This window comes from Rhizobium aouanii (assembly GCF_037002925.1).
GTDB lineage: Bacteria > Pseudomonadota > Alphaproteobacteria > Rhizobiales > Rhizobiaceae > Rhizobium > Rhizobium aouanii.
Genome location: NZ_JBAMYD010000001.1, coordinates 559,386 through 573,685 on the forward strand (window position 1 = coordinate 559,386; position 14,300 = coordinate 573,685).

The window sequence follows — 14,300 nt, forward strand, 5'->3', positions numbered from 1 at the left end:
CGGCGGGGCAAAATATTTGCTGCCCTTGTCTTTTGTTCGCCGCATCTTAAATAAGGTTCGCAATCGCTGCCGCGGTTCAAAGCCTGTGGATAAGGCTTTTTCCGAGTTTTCGTGAGCTTTTTTTCTGGAAAAGCTTGACGAGAACAAAAAATGTGGGAATCACCGTTCGACTTGTTGAATGGTGAACTGGGTCAAGGCGGATCGCGCAACCATGGCCGGAAATCCAAAAGCAAGAAAGCTTTGCTGTCCGGTGCCGGTAATCGTGGTTAATCAGGCTTTAAATGTCATCCCGTTAGGTGGGCAAGGTGATTCGAGGGCGGCGCGTGCGGCGCGTCAGGCCCTGAGACAGCCCGTTCACCGTAGCGAGATTGGATAGCGTCAGGAAGGCGACGATATAAATGGCAACCAAGGTCAAAGAGAACGAAGACGCGGAAGTCGAACGCGACAGCGCAAGCGACGGCCCTCTTCTCGATCTTTCCGACGACGCGGTCAAGAAGATGATCAAGGCCGCCAAGAAGCGCGGCTATGTGACGATGGACGAGCTCAATGCCGTCCTGCCGTCAGAAGAAGTGACGTCCGAGCAGATCGAAGACACGATGTCGATGCTGTCCGACATGGGCATCAACGTCATCGAAGACGAGGAAGCCGAGGAAGCCGGTGCTTCCGGCGGCAGCGATGACGACGACGCCGGCGGCGACGAGGAGAGCGAAGGCGGCGAACTCGCGCCTTCGAGCGGCACGGCGTTGGCGACCGCCAAGAAGAAAGAGCCGACCGACCGTACCGACGATCCGGTTCGCATGTACCTGCGCGAGATGGGCTCGGTGGAGCTTCTTTCCCGCGAGGGCGAAATCGCGATCGCCAAGCGTATCGAAGCCGGCCGCGAGACGATGATCGCGGGTCTCTGTGAGAGCCCGCTGACCTTCCAGGCGCTGATCATCTGGCGCGACGAGCTCAACGAAGGCACGACGCTGCTGCGCGAGATCATCGATCTCGAAACCACCTATTCCGGTCCTGAAGCCAAGGCTGCGCCGCAGTTCCAGAGCCCGGAGAAGATCGAAGCCGATCGCAAGCTGGCAGAAGAGAAGGAAAAGACCCGTCGCGCCCGCTCCGGCGACGACGACATCACCGATGTCGGCGGCGAAGGCCTGCCTCCCGAAGAGGAGGAAGAGGACGAGGACGAATCTAACCTTTCGCTGGCGGCGATGGAAGCCGAGCTTCGCCCGCAGGTGATGGAGACGCTGGATACGATCGCCGAGACCTACAAGAAGCTGCGCAAGCTGCAGGACCAGCAGGTCGAGCAGCGGCTGTCGGCTTCCGGCACGCTGTCCACCGCCCAGGAGCGCCGCTACAAGGAACTCAAAGATGAGCTCATCAAGGCCGTCAAATCTCTGTCCTTGAACCAGAACCGCATCGACGCCCTCGTCGAGCAGCTCTACGACATCAACAAGCGCCTCGTTTCCAACGAGGGTCGCCTGCTGCGTCTGGCCGAATCCTATGGCGTCAAGCGCGACTCCTTCCTGGAACAGTACCAGGGCGCCGAGCTCGACCCGAACTGGATGAAGTCGATCGGCAATCTGGCCGCCCGCGGCTGGAAGGAATTCGCCAGGGGCGAAAACACGACGATCCGCGACATTCGTCAGGAAATCCAGAATCTGGCGACCGAAACTGGTATCTCGATCTCGGAATTCCGCCGCATCGTGCATATGGTGCAGAAGGGCGAGCGCGAAGCGCGTATCGCCAAGAAGGAAATGGTCGAAGCGAACCTTCGCCTCGTCATCTCCATCGCCAAAAAGTATACGAACCGCGGCCTGCAGTTCCTCGACCTCATTCAGGAAGGCAATATCGGCCTGATGAAAGCGGTCGACAAGTTCGAATACCGCCGCGGCTACAAGTTCTCGACCTATGCGACATGGTGGATCCGTCAGGCGATCACCCGCTCGATCGCCGACCAGGCCCGCACGATCCGCATTCCGGTGCACATGATCGAGACGATCAACAAGATCGTCCGCACATCGCGCCAGATGCTGCACGAGATCGGCCGCGAGCCGACGCCGGAAGAACTGGCCGAAAAGCTGGCCATGCCGCTCGAAAAGGTCCGCAAGGTCCTGAAGATCGCCAAGGAGCCGATCTCGCTCGAAACCCCTGTCGGTGACGAAGAGGATTCGCATCTCGGCGATTTCATCGAGGACAAGAATGCGCTGCTGCCGATCGACGCCGCCATCCAGGCGAACCTGCGCGAGACGACGACCCGCGTTCTCGCCTCGCTGACGCCGCGCGAAGAACGTGTTCTGCGCATGCGCTTCGGCATCGGCATGAACACCGACCACACGCTCGAAGAAGTCGGCCAGCAGTTCTCGGTCACCCGCGAACGTATCCGCCAGATCGAGGCGAAGGCGCTGCGCAAGCTGAAGCATCCGAGCCGCTCCAGAAAGCTGAGAAGCTTCCTCGACAGCTAAGACTTCGACGACACCGTTCTCATTGGAAAAGCCGGGCTTCATGCCCGGCTTTTGCTGTTCGTGATTAATACCAATGATCCCGGTGCCTTTCTTGTCCCTCCGTGGTGACAAGCCTATAATCCGGCCACGGGAAGGGATCGATCGCCGCGAGCGAGCGAGAGCTGACGTGTGCCTAGGTGAATCAATCCTCCGTTAGATCCGGATGATTCAGACCTGACGGGCCTGAAATCTGAATCCGGATCCACATCAAAGAAATAGAGCATGACGCTGTCCGAAAACCGCTGACACTTTTCGGCACCATGCTCTGGGAGGTGCGACATGACCACTTACATTCTTTTGATCAATTGGACGGATCAGGGCATCCGCAATGTCCGCGACTCGGCAAAACGGCTCGACGCCGCGAAGAAATTGCTCACCGGCGTCGGCGGCTCCTTCAACCAGTTCTATCTGACGATGGGCGGGCACGATATGGTCGCCGTCTGCGAGGCACCCGATGACGCCGTCATGGCGCATTTTACCCTCTCGCTGGCGATGGGCGGCAATGTCCGCACGGAGACGCTGAAAGCATTCCCGGAGGCTGCCTATCGGGATCTCATCGGCTCGCTCGGGTAGCCGGAGCCGGAAATCGTCGATCTTGAAGGTTGCGGAGCGTTAGCGGCGCTGGCAGGTGGCCGACGATGGCGCGGCCGACCAATAACTTTCATCGCTGCTCGATCACGCGGTTTTTTTCTTTTGTGGCTTGATGCTGCCGGCTTTAGAGGCCACATCGCTGCTGTGACAGAAGAAGACGTGGAACCGGCGGAAACGCAGCACGAAACGGGAAAACAGCGGCCTGAAATCCGCTGGAGCGTCGTCGCGTCCGTTGCTGCCCATATTCCTATCGTTGCTCTTCTCATTTTCGGGCTGCCGAAAATCGAGCCGAAGCCTGCCGAAGACGAGAGCGTGAAGGTGGAACTCGTCCCGCCGCCGGAGGAGAAAAAGCCGGAGCCCAAGCCCGAGGAAAAGCCACCGGAGCCGAAGCCGCCGGAAGAGGCCAAGAAGGAACCGCCTCCGCCTCCGCCGCCACCACCGCCACCGCCAGCGCCAGCGCCGGAAGCTGCAAAGCCACAGGCAGAACCTCCAAGGTCGTCGCGTACCTTTCGTCCGGTGCTTGAATTTGCCGATAAGGGTTCTGCGCCGAAAGAAACGGAACAGGGAGAGCCGCAGCAGGCAGAAGCACCAAAGCCACCAATTGCTGATGTAAAACCGGAGGAGGTACCAGTCGAGCCGCCGCAGCCCGAAAAGCCTCAAGTTTCGGAGACAATGCCTGCTGCAAATCCGGTGCCTCAGGATATTGAACTTCCACAGGTGGAGACTGTTGAGTCCAATCCCGAAAAGAACGGGCCGGCTGCCACAGGGCAGGACGAGGCAAAGACGAATTTCGAGCAGCCGAAGCCAACCAAGGACACAACGGTGCAGGCGCCTTCGACACCGCCAAAAGCCGAGGCCAAGGAGGCAGACAAAATGATTAAGGCGAAGACGCTGTTTTCCGAAAGGGCCATCGCCAGTCCGATGATCAAGACCGCAATCAGCAATCTGCCGCGAGGCGAGCGTATCAACCAGCTTTGCCAGACCGAACTCAGGCAGCAACTAATCCATTCGGCCGCGCAATATCAACCGCATTGGCTACCTTCCTACTCGCTTTTGAGCGGAAGTGTACTTGATGCACGCCGCGGTGCCTTCAAGAGCCGCAATGAATGGTTTGAGGTCAGATTCAGATGCGAAGTGGATAATGATGCGACGAAGATCATATCCTTCGAGTATGATGTCGGAAAATCGGTTCCGCGCAGCGAATGGAAAAGCCGTCGTTTTCCTGAAGATTAACGATCAGGAGGGAGTTCGGCCAATGCAACAGCCACGCGCAAGCAACCCTACCTAGCTTCTTCCCATGGCCGTGATGATCCGGTGAAGAAGAGGACAATGATATGTCGAACGAGATCGAGCGTTTTTTTGAGCATCAGGACGAAGCCGTCAGTGCGCTGTTCCTGGAAAACAAGGGCGACGAGCTGACCGATATTCTGGTGGCTGCTCTGGAAGAGGCTTTCGAAATCCTTCTCGAAGCCGCGCCCGCCGAAACTGTTCATTGAGGTCGCAGGGGGCTCGCTCGAGCGATCGCGCCGCTTGCGCTGTCCCGCCTTGTCGGGATAATGCGCCAGCACCAATGGCCTAGATATCATGTCGATTTTCCAAGAGGATCAACCGCCGTCGGCGGGCGCGCTCGATGCCCGTCTGGCCGGTTACCGGTTCGAACGCGATGCGCTCGGCCGCTCCGCCGCAAGTGTCTTCCGGCTGGAAGCTCTCCGATTGCCGACGCTTTATCTGAAGGTCGAAGAGGTCGGTCCTTTTGGCGAACTCGCCGACGAGGCGGCCAGGCTTTGCTGGCTCAAGGCTTCCGGTCTGCCCTGTCCCGATGTTATAGCAGAGGACAGCGACGGTGTGCACAACCGGTTGCTGATCAGCGCGCTTCCCGGGAGTGATCTCGCCAGTACGTCAGTGCTGACGCCGCTTGCGCGGGTTGAACTGCTGGCAGTGGCGCTTCTTGACCTGCATCGCCTGCCGATCGCGTCCTGCCCCTTCGACAATCGGCTGGAGATGCGTGTTGCTGTAGCGAAAGCGCGGATGCAGGCCGGTATCATCGACGAGACCGATTTCGATGAGACGCGACTTGGAAAGAGTGCCGAAGCCCTGTTTGCCGAACTCGAAAGCGGGAGGCCTGGCCGCGAGGATCTCGTCGTCACCCATGGTGATGCCTGTCTGCCGAATTTCATCGCGCCGGAAAAGGGATTTTCGGGTTATATCGACTGCAGCCGGCTTGGCGTCGCCGACCGCTATCAGGATATCGCGCTCGCCTGCCGCAGCATCGCCTCCAATTTCGGCGAGACGCTGGTGCAGCCCTTCCTTGATCGCTACGGCATGCCGGCCGCGGATCCGGCGAGACTCGATTATTATCAGCTGCTCGACGAGTTCTTCTAGGCAGCCAGTCTGGCCGGAATGATTGCGTCATCTCGCTGTGGCTGGCAGAGTGGCCGGCGATCGGACCTGCGGACAGAGAATGGCGAAAAACCAGTTCAGGATGTTGCGCTCGGCGCTATCAGGCGTCGAAGCGGTAGAGGCGGAAACGCATCACAGCTTTGCGCGCCATACGCATGAGCAGTTCGGCATCGGTTTGATGTCCGCCGGGGCGCAGTCGTCGCTCAGCGGCCGCGGCATGGTGGAGTCTGAGGCCGGCGACATCATCACGGTCAATCCGAACGAAGTGCATGATGGCGCGCCGATCGGCGAGGGCCGGTCGTGGCGCATCCTCTATTTCGATCCCGCCATCGTCAGCGGTCTGTCACGAGAGATCAGCGAAAGCGGGGTAGGGCGGTCGGAAATCCCGCATCCCGTCATCCGCAATGCGGCGACCGCCGCCCGCTTCGAAATGCTGTTTGGCGCGGTGACCGGCGGCAGGGCGGCGGAGGATCTGCTCCGCGAGGAACTGCTTCTGCAACTCGTCGCCGACGTCATGCGGGAGCGCTCTTGTACCGAAGAGCGGCCAATGGTGCCGGCGTCGATCCGCGCGGCTCGAGATCTGATCGACGACGATCCGCTTGCCGCCGTCTCGCTTGCCGATCTCTCCAGGGAAAGCGGGCTCAGTCGCTTCCAGGTGCTGCGCGGTTTTGCCAAGGCGACCGGCCTGACGCCGCATGCCTATCTCGTCCAGGCCCGCATCCATATCGCCCGCCGGCTGATCGCTCAGGGCATGCCGCTTGCGGAGGCGGCCTTTGCCAGCGGCTTTGCCGACCAGAGCCACATGACGCGGGTCTTCGTGCGCAAATACGGCCTGTCGCCGCGCCTCTATGCCGGCGCCTTTCTCTGAGCGGTGCTGGCATGTCGAGCCTCGTCACCGGCACGGCGATGCTGGCGGAAGGCGGAGTTTCGATCAGCAGGACGTAGGGTCGGTGATGGAGAGATCAGTCCTCCGTGCCTGAGGTGCAGCCACCCGCCCTCGTCCTTCGAGGCTCCGGCCTTTGGCCTGCGCGCCTCAGGATGAGGGCTAGTCGGTGCGCCGTGCCGCTTCACTTCCCGTTGAACCAGGCCGCAACCTCTCTCCAGCCTCATCCTGAGGTGCCCCGTAAGGGGCCTCGAAGGACGGGGCTGGCCGCGCGCTTTAGTTCTTTGTTTTATGCCTGCAATTTCGTTCAAGACCCTGATCCATCCCTGCTGTTTTGTCGGCGCATCCAAGAGGAGACGCCGAATGTCGAGACAGGTTCAAGGTTATGTCTATCTGGCGCTGGCCATGCTGACCGTGGGGAGCACCGTCATTGCAAGCAAGCTCATCGCGTCGGGCCTGCCGCCGTTCAGCGCCACCGCATTGCGCTTCGCCATCGCCTTTCCAGTCCTTCTCGTGCTGATGCGGGCGACCGGCGCGCGGCTGCCGAAACTCTCCAGGCAAGATCGCTTCACCCTTTTCATTCAGGCCGGGGCCGGCAGTGTCGGTTATACGACGCTGCTGATCTCCGGCCTCAGCCTGACCTCGGCCGCCGATGCCGGCGTCATCATCGGCACGCTGCCGGTGGTCTCGGCCGCAATCTCCATCCTGCTGCTCCGGGAACGGCCGCAGCCGGCTCTGCTTCTTGCCGTGGCGCTTGCAACGGCGGGCGTGCTGTCGATCGCCTTCACGCCGGATGCCGCCGGAGGATCGCTCTCCGGCAATGCACTGATCTTCGTGGCAGTCGTCTGCGAGGGGCTGTTCATCCTGCTGAACAAAAGACTGAAGACGGAGGTTGCACCGCTTGCCCTGTCGACGCTGATGGCCGGCATCGGCTTTATCGTTGCCGCCATCCCGGCTGTTTTTGAAGCGCCTTTCCCAGATGGTATTTCGGCAAGCGCTGTCGCCGCCGTCGTCTATTATGCGCTGGTGCCGACCGTCGGCGGATTTCTGCTGTGGTATGCGGGGGCAGAAAGGGTGAGCGGCACGGAGGCCGCGCTCTTCACCGCGCTGGCGCCGGTTTCCGCCGTCATGCTTGCCTTCGTCATCCTTGGCGAGCCGGTCGGGCTCAGCCAGATCGCCGGCATCGCCTGCGTGCTTGCGGCCGTGCTCGGGCTTGCCTTTGCCGGGCGCCAGACAGTGAAACTTGCCGGAGGGAGATAGATCATGCAGTTCAGCCATTCCGATGCCATGTGGCAGGCCTTTCCGGAGCTTCGCGCCGCCGCGCTCCATGCCGACGGCATCCATGCGGATGCCGATGTCGAGGCGGTGATCGCAGATTTCAACGCAATCGCCGAGGCCCGGCTGACGCAAGCGCAGGAAGGCGAATTCCCCGAAATCCGGGCCTGGCGGCGCGGCTTTTCCCGCATGGGGCTGAAGCCGACGCAGTATCGCTGCGCGTCCGAGGCGCTGCTGCGCCGCTTCCGCCAGGAACACGCGCTGCCGCGTCTGCATCCGCTCATCGATCTCTGCAATGCGATTTCGCTCGCCTTCGCCATTCCGATCGCCGTCTTCGACACCGAAAAGATCGCGGGCGATCTCGAAGTCCGGCGAGCCAAAGGTGACGAGACCTATCTGACCTTCGGCGGCGACGTCGAACATCCGGAGCCGAACGAGGTGATCTTCGCAGACGGTAAGGAGAGGGCGCATGCGCGGCGCTGGACGAACCGGCAGAGCGGGCTTTCGGCAGTGCAGGCGACGACGCGCTCGGTGCTGATCGTTGCGGAGGCCTTGCACGCCTCCGCCGGCGACGACATCGCCAGGCTGATCGAAACAGTTGCGGATGCGCTTGTACGGCACTGGCCGGCGACGCCGAAGATGGCGATGCTGAGCCTGGCATCGCCACGTTTCGAATTCCGTGGATTTGAGGCTCACGACGCTTGATGGCTTGGGCCGGCGACATGTCCGCCCTATCTCAGTGGGATCGATACCTCCTGGAGACGAATCCCCATGTCAGAAAAGATGTCAGATAAGTCGATCAAGATTCCGGGGCCGGATCATCCGATCAGCGTCGAGCATAATCCCTCCCGCGTCGTCGTCACGCTCGGCGGCAAGACGATTGCCGATACCCGCAATGCGCTGACGCTGCGCGAGGCTTCCTATCCGCCGGTGCAGTATATTCCGCGTCGGGATGTGGACATGTCGCTGCTTCAGCGCACCGACCACGCCACCCATTGCCCCTATAAGGGCGACGCCTCCTATTACAGCATCATTCCGGGCGGCGAGCGTTCGAAGAATGCCGTCTGGACTTACGAGGCGCCGAATGCCGCAGTCAGCAGCATCAAGGACCATCTCGCCTTCTATCCCGACCGCGTCGACGGCATCGAGGAAATGGCCTCTCCGGAAGCCGGCGCCTTCTGACGCTGCGCATGACATCGAAGCCTTTCCGGCGGAACATGTTCGCCACGGGACCGTTAGGGTGATCTAGCGGGGGATAAGTCGTGCCGAAATTCTACTTTCAGCTTTTCGATCGGGATGGCGTCGGGGCGACCGAGACGGGATATGATTTCGACTCTGTCGAGGCTGCGAAAGCGGAGGCGCGGCGCGTTCTCGCGGAAATGGCCGCCGAAGGCTTGCCGGCTGCACCTTTGAATATGCTGTCGGTGGAACTCTTCGATGAAAGCCGGCGGCCGCTGGCAGAAATCCGGCTGATTCTCGAAGAAATTTCGAAATAGCCGCGACCGGCGCGCCTGCCTTGAATAGCCCGATCGAGCCGAAGCAATCAAAAGACTATGTCAAATTTAATTGCCGGCCATGAGGGCGGGTCTTAGCGTCGCATGACAATCGACCGAGTCGGATTGATGCGTATGTGTGACCGGCGGCAGCCCTTAAACGGCGGCCGCTATCGTAAGACGTCGAGCCATTCATTGCTGAAGACGAGACTGGCAACCGTGACCGGATCGCCCTTCTCGTTGCGAACGGTGACGGCGATCGTCATGCGATCGCCCGCGGGCAGTTCGTCACGGGCCACATCCAGCAGGATGCGGGTCACCTCTTTCGGAATGTCTTCACGAGATCTGAGCTCGGTGCCGTGCTCGTCGCGCGTGGGACCTTCGCCGTTGTGTAGATCGAAATAGTAGCGAGCCATGTTTTTTCCTGCGCGTCACAGGGAGAAATCACAGATGAAGACAATTGTTCCCGAGGCTAGGCATTGATTCTTATGCAAAATACAGGTCGCATCGAAATGGTCCGGAGCTTTTGCGATATCGGCGGACAAACCCGTGATTGAATCTCTGCTGCTGAACCTTGGAAGCCGCGATGTGCTGTCGGCCGAGGAGGAAAGCCATCTCAGAGCGATCATCGTCAAAGACAGGCACTTCGTTGCCGGAGAGGATCTCGTCTCCGAGGGAAGCAGACCGGCTTACAGCACGCTGCTGCTCGATGGTTTTGCGGCGCGCTACAGGGTGATGGCCGATGGCAGCCGCCAGATCACCGCGCTGCATGTCGCCGGCGATTTCGTCGATCTGCATGCTTTCCCGATCAAGAAGATGGATCACGGCATTGTTGCGATGTCGTCCTGTCACGTCGCTTTCGCCGATCATGCCGATCTCAAGGCGATCACCGAAGGCATGCCGCATCTGACCCGGATGCTCTGGCTTGATACGTTGGTCGACGGCGCCATCCACCGCGAGTGGATCGTTGCCATGGGCCGGCGTTCCAAGCGCGCCCATATTGCTCACCTCGTCTGCGAACTCTTCGTGCGGCTGCAGGTGGTGAAGCGAACGCGGGGCGCTAGCTTCCACTTTCCGTTGACGCAGATCGAGATGGCCGACGTGCTCGGCCTTTCCGTCGTTCATCTGAACAAGACGCTGCAGGCGCTCAAGCGCGAGGGCGTGTTCACCTGGGAGAACCGGACGATCACCATCGTTGACTGGGAACGTCTACAGGAAATCGCCGAATTCGATCCCAGCTATCTCAGCATCTCCAGGGAGCCGCGATAACCGGTTGTTTGTGAACGGGTGTTTGTGAGTGCTGCGCTCGGGCGCACACTTGCGGGACCCTGCCGGAGCGCTACGGCAAGTGGAGACGGTCCCAGCACCATCGTGCGTGCCCATCAACAGGCAGCGAGGGAAAAAGGGGGCCAAGGATCAGGCGCTGGGGCGTTCCAGAGGTGGACTGACGACCAATATCCATATGCTGGCCGATGCACTCGGGCGTCCTTTGCGCTTGCCCGCCGGCCGCTCGAAAGCAATGCATATGCATGACGCGTTGAAAGCGGCGACCGCTCCCGTTAGGTTCGGCCCGAAACATCATTCGGCGGAGCCGTGCGTGACGACAAATTTTCTATCCTGTGTGCTGGCGGCGGGTTTCATGTCGGTGCCGGCCGTGGCGCTGGCCGAGTGGCAGGCAGTTGAAGAGGTGCGGCCCTATTCGATATCAGGCACGTCGGGGGCCGGGCTCTATGCATCGATCGGCGAGCGTGGCCCGAAGGCGGGCGGCTTCGGCCGGGCAATCGCGCATACGACGTTCAAGCTGACCTGGACCAGGAAATACGAACCGCAGGGTAATGCCTGCGTTATCGTGACCAACCGGCCGAAGCTCATCATCAGCTATACGCTGCCGAAACCATCTGCCGAGCTGCCGACCGCCGTGAAGAGCAGCTGGGAGGCCTTCATATCAGGTGTGCAGGCGCATGAGCGGGTGCATGGCGAGACCATCAAGGAGATGGTCAGGGAGATCGAGGTGATGAGCATCGGCCTCACCGTTGCCGACGATCCTGATTGCAAGAAGATCAGGATCGAGCTGACCCGCCGGCTCGGTGAGATCTCCCAAAGACAGCGCCAGCGCGGCCGCGACTTCGACAAGATCGAAATGGGTGACGGCGGCAATATCCAGCAGCTCATCCTCAAGCTGGTGAATGGCCCCTGAGGGGGCCGAAGCGGATAACGGGCGACCTTCTCAGGGCGGGCCTAGCAAGCCAAATGCATGGGGCTCACCTTAGGAGCGCGCGCTTCGTCGCCATCAAGCCTCGGTGAGTGCGTTCAGATCGCGGACAAGGGCTATCAGCTGCGGCAGCAACTCTATTTGATACCGCGGCGAGGGCAGCGAAGTGGGCCAGGCGTTTTTCGGGCCGAAATAGACGGCATGCATGCCTGCGTTGTCTGCTCCAACAATATCGGCCTCGGGATTGTCACCGACGAAGAGACAGTTGTCGACGGGCAGGTCGAGACGGCCAGCAGCCAGCTCGAAAATTTCCCGTGCCGGTTTACGAAGGCTGATATCTCCTGAAATGACCACCAGGTCGAGCCCTTCGTTCAGTCCAGCCGCCTCGATTTTCGGTCGCTGAACATTGGCTTCGCCATTGCTGACGACGCCGACTAGAACGCCGTATTGCTTCAGCGCCGAAATGGTCTGTTTTGCCCCTGACATGGGAACAGCCATGGTGGGATACACTGTCTCGAAGTCATGGAAGAGGGCTGCAGCAAGGTCGCCTGGAAGACCGAATGTCTCCGTCAGGCGCGGATAAAGATCGCGCTTTCTAACCAGGCCGGCCTTCTCCAGCCGCAGGAATTCAGCAATGTAGCGCTGTTCCTCGACACCGTGCTCGCCAAGACGAAATCCCTGGTATTGGAGCGGCAGGAAGGTGAGGACGGCAGCGGTCTTGTCGATGAGTGTCTCGTCAAGATCAAAAAGGACCGCTCTAATCATGGTGTCCTGCCGATGCTCACTCGAAGGATTGTTCTGCAAAGCCGGTAAAGCGGAAAACCGGATCGGGGTCAAACCTCATAAATCGAGTGAACGATCGACAGCGGCGCAAATCCGAGATGAAAGGGCGGTTGAGCGCTTCGTCCCTGGACCTGCCTGGCCGCCGTCCTATCTCCTCCGCGATAACAAGGCGCAGACACGCAGAGGAGGAGTACAATGTCCTATGTCGATGGTTTCATCGTGGCGGTTCCGAAGGGGAATATCGAGGCCTACAAGGAATTCTCGACCTTCGCCGGCTCGATCTGGAAGGAATATGGCGCGCTCGAATATGTCGAATGTATCGGCGACGACGTGCCCTACGGCGAGTTGACCTCCTTTCCCCGCGCCGTGCAGGCCAAGGACGACGAGGTGGTGGTGTTTTCCTGGATCGTCTACGGCTCGCGCCAGGAGCGCGACGATATCAATGCCAAGGTGATGGCTGATCCCAGGCTCAAGGGCGACCAGTGGCAGATGCCCTTCGACGGCAAGCGGATGATCTACGGCGGCTTCGAGACGCTGCTCAGGCTCTGATCGCCCGCGCAAGCTTGACTTTGCGCACGCAACCATCGACTTGCCCGGGCAAGCTTGACTTTGCCCCGTGAGCTTGACTTGCACGCGCAAGCTTGACTTGCGGCAAGCAGCGCGCCAACTCGCGAGAGATGAAATCTCGAAGCGGGAGAGCGCCTTGCCCCAGACGATCCTCACCTTGCCCACACGCGGACAGGGTCTTTATGAGTTCACCCACCAGGCGGAGGCCTTCATCAGCGCGTCGGGGCGGGAGGAGGGGCTTCTCACGGTCTTCGTGCGCCACACATCCTGTTCGCTGCTGATCCAGGAAAATGCCGATCCCGATGTGCGCACCGATCTTCTCTCCTTCTTCCGCCGCCTCGTGCCGCCGGCCTCGGATCCCGACATGGGCTGGGTCGTGCACAGAGCCGAGGGGCCGGACGACATGCCGGCGCATATCAAGGCGGCGCTGACGCAGGTCTCGATCGGCATTCCCGTCGCCGATGGGCGGCTGATGCTCGGCACTTGGCAGGGCATCTATCTCTACGAACATCGCGACCGGCCGCACCGGCGCGAGGTCGTGCTGCATCTCAGCCCGTGAAGAGAGTTAATCCCAGATCCGGATGATCCCTCCGGATCTCAATCGAAGAAGGAGTGCATGATGTCGTCCGAAAACCGCTTACACTTTTCGGCATCATGCTCTTGTGAATGCAAACTGAATGCCCGGTTCGAACGCCATTCAGTTTGCTGCGTTTACTGTCGAGACAATCCCTGAAGGGAGAGCTTCCAATCGACGGAGACACCCCATGACGCATTTCCTGACCAAGGCTTCGCTTGCCGCATTGCTCGCACTCTGCACTATTCCGGCCACCGTTTCCACGGCGGCCGCCGCCGGACCGCAGACGAACTTCGTCGTCGAGGCGCAATATCATCGTCCAATCCGCGGCTGCTCGCCGATGCATGCGGTGCGCAAGGCGCGTGATTTCGGCCTGCGGAGAGCCCATATCACCCGCATGTCGCCGCGGGTCGTCGTCGTTGCAGGACGCGACCGCCGCGGCTGGGACAGGATCACTTTCGCGAATGTCCGAGGCTGCCCGCTGATCCGGCGCTGAGGACTGCGACGGCAAGCGCCCGATGCGGCGCTTGCCGTCCGCTTTGGCCTTGACGCTGACACTTTCAGCCGTCTCTTCTCTGACCTGTATAAGTGATTCCAAAACGACGCTTCGGCGTAATGCGGATTAATGGGAGGGCGGCTTGACCGGCCCGACTTTCAAACGAAAGGTTTTTCGATGATGCAGTTTCTGGCAAAGGCGGGTCTTGCCGTCATGCTGACAGCCGGCACCCTGGCCGGTACGGTGGCCCCGGCCGCCGCCCAGTTGAATATCATTATTGGCGAGCCGGACCGTGGTCCGCCGCAGGATTACCGCCGTCCGCCTCCGGGCCCGGGCTACGGCCGGCCGTCGCGCGGCTGCAATCCGCAGCTCGCCGAAAACCTCGCCCGGGATTACGGCTTCCGCCGCGCCCGGGTTGTCGACATCACGCCACGCCGCGTGATCGTCCAGGGCTGGACGCGTCGCGGCCAAGATGAAATGAGCTTCGGCAATGTGCGCGGTTGCCCCGCCCTGCGCCGCCGCTAATCAATG

Annotated in this window: 18 protein-coding genes and 2 pseudogenes; 18 read left to right on the top strand and 2 right to left on the bottom strand. The window is 60.6% G+C overall.

Going from position 1 to position 14,300, the window contains the following annotated elements; all coding sequences use genetic code 11:
- The first annotated feature begins 398 nt into the window (after nt 1-398).
- The 10 genes from rpoD to V8P77_RS02730 all read left to right on the top strand — a co-directional run bounded on the left by rpoD (nt 399) and on the right by V8P77_RS02730 (nt 9,140).
- Nucleotides 399-2,456 carry an RNA polymerase sigma factor RpoD gene (gene rpoD / locus V8P77_RS02685; RefSeq protein WP_017961411.1) on the top strand — a complete coding sequence of 686 codons (2,058 nt, stop codon included), beginning with the start codon at nt 399-401 and terminating at the stop codon, nt 2,454-2,456.
- Between the two features lie 318 nt (nt 2,457-2,774).
- Complete coding sequence (locus V8P77_RS02690) at nt 2,775-3,068, top strand: GYD domain-containing protein (protein WP_020050986.1); 294 nt, start codon at nt 2,775-2,777, stop codon at nt 3,066-3,068.
- A gap of 120 nt (nt 3,069-3,188) precedes the next feature.
- Nucleotides 3,189-4,319 carry a DUF930 domain-containing protein gene (locus tag V8P77_RS02695; protein WP_335910570.1) on the top strand — a complete coding sequence of 377 codons (1,131 nt, stop codon included), beginning with the start codon at nt 3,189-3,191 and terminating at the stop codon, nt 4,317-4,319.
- Nucleotides 4,320-4,420: 101 nt separating this feature from the next.
- Nucleotides 4,421-4,582 carry a hypothetical protein gene (locus tag V8P77_RS02700; RefSeq protein WP_164986508.1) on the top strand — a complete coding sequence of 54 codons (162 nt, stop codon included), beginning with the start codon at nt 4,421-4,423 and terminating at the stop codon, nt 4,580-4,582.
- 88 nt (nt 4,583-4,670) lie between these two features.
- Nucleotides 4,671-5,468 (top strand): APH(3') family aminoglycoside O-phosphotransferase, encoded by a 798-nt coding sequence (locus V8P77_RS02705; RefSeq protein ID WP_206987686.1) that lies wholly within the window; start codon nt 4,671-4,673, stop codon nt 5,466-5,468.
- 79 nt (nt 5,469-5,547) lie between these two features.
- Entirely contained in the window at nt 5,548-6,354 is an 807-nt protein-coding gene (locus V8P77_RS02710; RefSeq protein WP_206987688.1) for a helix-turn-helix transcriptional regulator, read from the top strand.
- 378 nt (nt 6,355-6,732) lie between these two features.
- Nucleotides 6,733-7,629: a DMT family transporter gene (locus tag V8P77_RS02715; RefSeq protein ID WP_335910572.1), complete on the top strand. Its 897-nt coding sequence runs from the start codon at nt 6,733-6,735 to the stop codon at nt 7,627-7,629.
- 3 nt (nt 7,630-7,632) lie between these two features.
- Nucleotides 7,633-8,349, top strand: coding sequence for a B3/B4 domain-containing protein (locus tag V8P77_RS02720; protein ID WP_335910573.1), 717 nt, complete (start codon nt 7,633-7,635; stop codon nt 8,347-8,349).
- Nucleotides 8,350-8,427: 78 nt separating this feature from the next.
- Nucleotides 8,428-8,826, top strand: coding sequence for a DUF427 domain-containing protein (locus tag V8P77_RS02725; RefSeq protein WP_168329928.1), 399 nt, complete (start codon nt 8,428-8,430; stop codon nt 8,824-8,826).
- Nucleotides 8,827-8,906: 80 nt separating this feature from the next.
- Nucleotides 8,907-9,140 (top strand): DUF6894 family protein, encoded by a 234-nt coding sequence (locus V8P77_RS02730; RefSeq protein WP_025395393.1) that lies wholly within the window; start codon nt 8,907-8,909, stop codon nt 9,138-9,140.
- A gap of 167 nt (nt 9,141-9,307) precedes the next feature.
- Here V8P77_RS02730 and V8P77_RS02735 read toward each other — a convergent pair whose 3' ends face one another.
- The gene (locus tag V8P77_RS02735) at nt 9,308-9,553 is read right to left on the bottom strand and encodes a DUF6894 family protein (RefSeq protein ID WP_020050977.1); all 246 of its coding nucleotides are present in this window, start codon (nt 9,551-9,553) and stop codon (nt 9,308-9,310) included.
- A gap of 133 nt (nt 9,554-9,686) precedes the next feature.
- Between V8P77_RS02735 and V8P77_RS02740 the strand changes: the two genes are divergently transcribed.
- From V8P77_RS02740 to V8P77_RS02750, 4 genes and pseudogenes are all read left to right on the top strand, one after another.
- Nucleotides 9,687-10,406, top strand: a complete 720-nt coding sequence (locus V8P77_RS02740; RefSeq protein WP_335910574.1) for a Crp/Fnr family transcriptional regulator — start codon at nt 9,687-9,689, stop codon at nt 10,404-10,406.
- Nucleotides 10,402-10,486 (top strand): annotated as a pseudogene (locus V8P77_RS34765) (IS5-like element ISNeu3 family transposase); the annotation flags it as partial. The gene V8P77_RS02740 and the pseudogene V8P77_RS34765, both read left to right, overlap by 5 nt.
- Nucleotides 10,487-10,533: 47 nt before the next feature.
- Nucleotides 10,534-10,632: pseudogene (locus V8P77_RS02745) on the top strand (IS5-like element ISNeu3 family transposase); the annotation flags it as partial.
- Nucleotides 10,633-10,662: 30 nt separating this feature from the next.
- Nucleotides 10,663-11,334: a DUF922 domain-containing Zn-dependent protease gene (locus tag V8P77_RS02750; protein WP_335910712.1), complete on the top strand. Its 672-nt coding sequence runs from the start codon at nt 10,663-10,665 to the stop codon at nt 11,332-11,334.
- Between the two features lie 93 nt (nt 11,335-11,427).
- Here V8P77_RS02750 and V8P77_RS02755 read toward each other — a convergent pair whose 3' ends face one another.
- Nucleotides 11,428-12,186 carry an HAD family hydrolase gene (locus V8P77_RS02755; RefSeq protein ID WP_335910575.1) on the bottom strand — a complete coding sequence of 253 codons (759 nt, stop codon included), beginning with the start codon at nt 12,184-12,186 and terminating at the stop codon, nt 11,428-11,430.
- Between the two features lie 141 nt (nt 12,187-12,327).
- Here V8P77_RS02755 and V8P77_RS02760 point away from each other — a divergent pair, with 141 nt between their 5' ends.
- The 4 genes from V8P77_RS02760 (at nt 12,328) to V8P77_RS02775 (ending at nt 14,294) form a co-directional block, all read left to right on the top strand.
- Nucleotides 12,328-12,681, top strand: coding sequence for a DUF1428 domain-containing protein (locus V8P77_RS02760; RefSeq protein WP_025395387.1), 354 nt, complete (start codon nt 12,328-12,330; stop codon nt 12,679-12,681).
- A gap of 154 nt (nt 12,682-12,835) precedes the next feature.
- Nucleotides 12,836-13,258 (top strand): secondary thiamine-phosphate synthase enzyme YjbQ, encoded by a 423-nt coding sequence (locus tag V8P77_RS02765; RefSeq protein ID WP_335910576.1) that lies wholly within the window; start codon nt 12,836-12,838, stop codon nt 13,256-13,258.
- Between the two features lie 205 nt (nt 13,259-13,463).
- Nucleotides 13,464-13,769, top strand: coding sequence for a hypothetical protein (locus V8P77_RS02770; protein WP_003541573.1), 306 nt, complete (start codon nt 13,464-13,466; stop codon nt 13,767-13,769).
- Nucleotides 13,770-13,946: 177 nt separating this feature from the next.
- Nucleotides 13,947-14,294: a hypothetical protein gene (locus tag V8P77_RS02775; protein WP_335910578.1), complete on the top strand. Its 348-nt coding sequence runs from the start codon at nt 13,947-13,949 to the stop codon at nt 14,292-14,294.
- Nucleotides 14,295-14,300: the final 6 nt, after the last annotated feature.

What these genes read in the sequence shown, in the direction of transcription:
- rpoD (WP_017961411.1), top strand. Translation starts at nt 399, where the DNA reads ATGGCAACCAAGGTCAAAGAGAACGAAGACGCGGAAGTCGAACGCGAC.
- V8P77_RS02690 (WP_020050986.1), top strand. Translation starts at nt 2,775, where the DNA reads ATGACCACTTACATTCTTTTGATCAATTGGACGGATCAGGGCATCCGC.
- V8P77_RS02700 (WP_164986508.1), top strand. Translation starts at nt 4,421, where the DNA reads ATGTCGAACGAGATCGAGCGTTTTTTTGAGCATCAGGACGAAGCCGTC.
- V8P77_RS02705 (WP_206987686.1), top strand. Translation starts at nt 4,671, where the DNA reads ATGTCGATTTTCCAAGAGGATCAACCGCCGTCGGCGGGCGCGCTCGAT.
- V8P77_RS02710 (WP_206987688.1), top strand. Translation starts at nt 5,548, where the DNA reads ATGGCGAAAAACCAGTTCAGGATGTTGCGCTCGGCGCTATCAGGCGTC.
- V8P77_RS02715 (WP_335910572.1), top strand. Translation starts at nt 6,733, where the DNA reads ATGTCGAGACAGGTTCAAGGTTATGTCTATCTGGCGCTGGCCATGCTG.
- V8P77_RS02720 (WP_335910573.1), top strand. Translation starts at nt 7,633, where the DNA reads ATGCAGTTCAGCCATTCCGATGCCATGTGGCAGGCCTTTCCGGAGCTT.
- V8P77_RS02725 (WP_168329928.1), top strand. Translation starts at nt 8,428, where the DNA reads ATGTCAGATAAGTCGATCAAGATTCCGGGGCCGGATCATCCGATCAGC.
- V8P77_RS02735 (WP_020050977.1), bottom strand. Translation starts at nt 9,553, where the DNA reads ATGGCTCGCTACTATTTCGATCTACACAACGGCGAAGGTCCCACGCGC.
- V8P77_RS02750 (WP_335910712.1), top strand. Translation starts at nt 10,663, where the DNA reads ATGCATGACGCGTTGAAAGCGGCGACCGCTCCCGTTAGGTTCGGCCCG.
- V8P77_RS02760 (WP_025395387.1), top strand. Translation starts at nt 12,328, where the DNA reads ATGTCCTATGTCGATGGTTTCATCGTGGCGGTTCCGAAGGGGAATATC.
- V8P77_RS02770 (WP_003541573.1), top strand. Translation starts at nt 13,464, where the DNA reads ATGACGCATTTCCTGACCAAGGCTTCGCTTGCCGCATTGCTCGCACTC.
- V8P77_RS02775 (WP_335910578.1), top strand. Translation starts at nt 13,947, where the DNA reads ATGATGCAGTTTCTGGCAAAGGCGGGTCTTGCCGTCATGCTGACAGCC.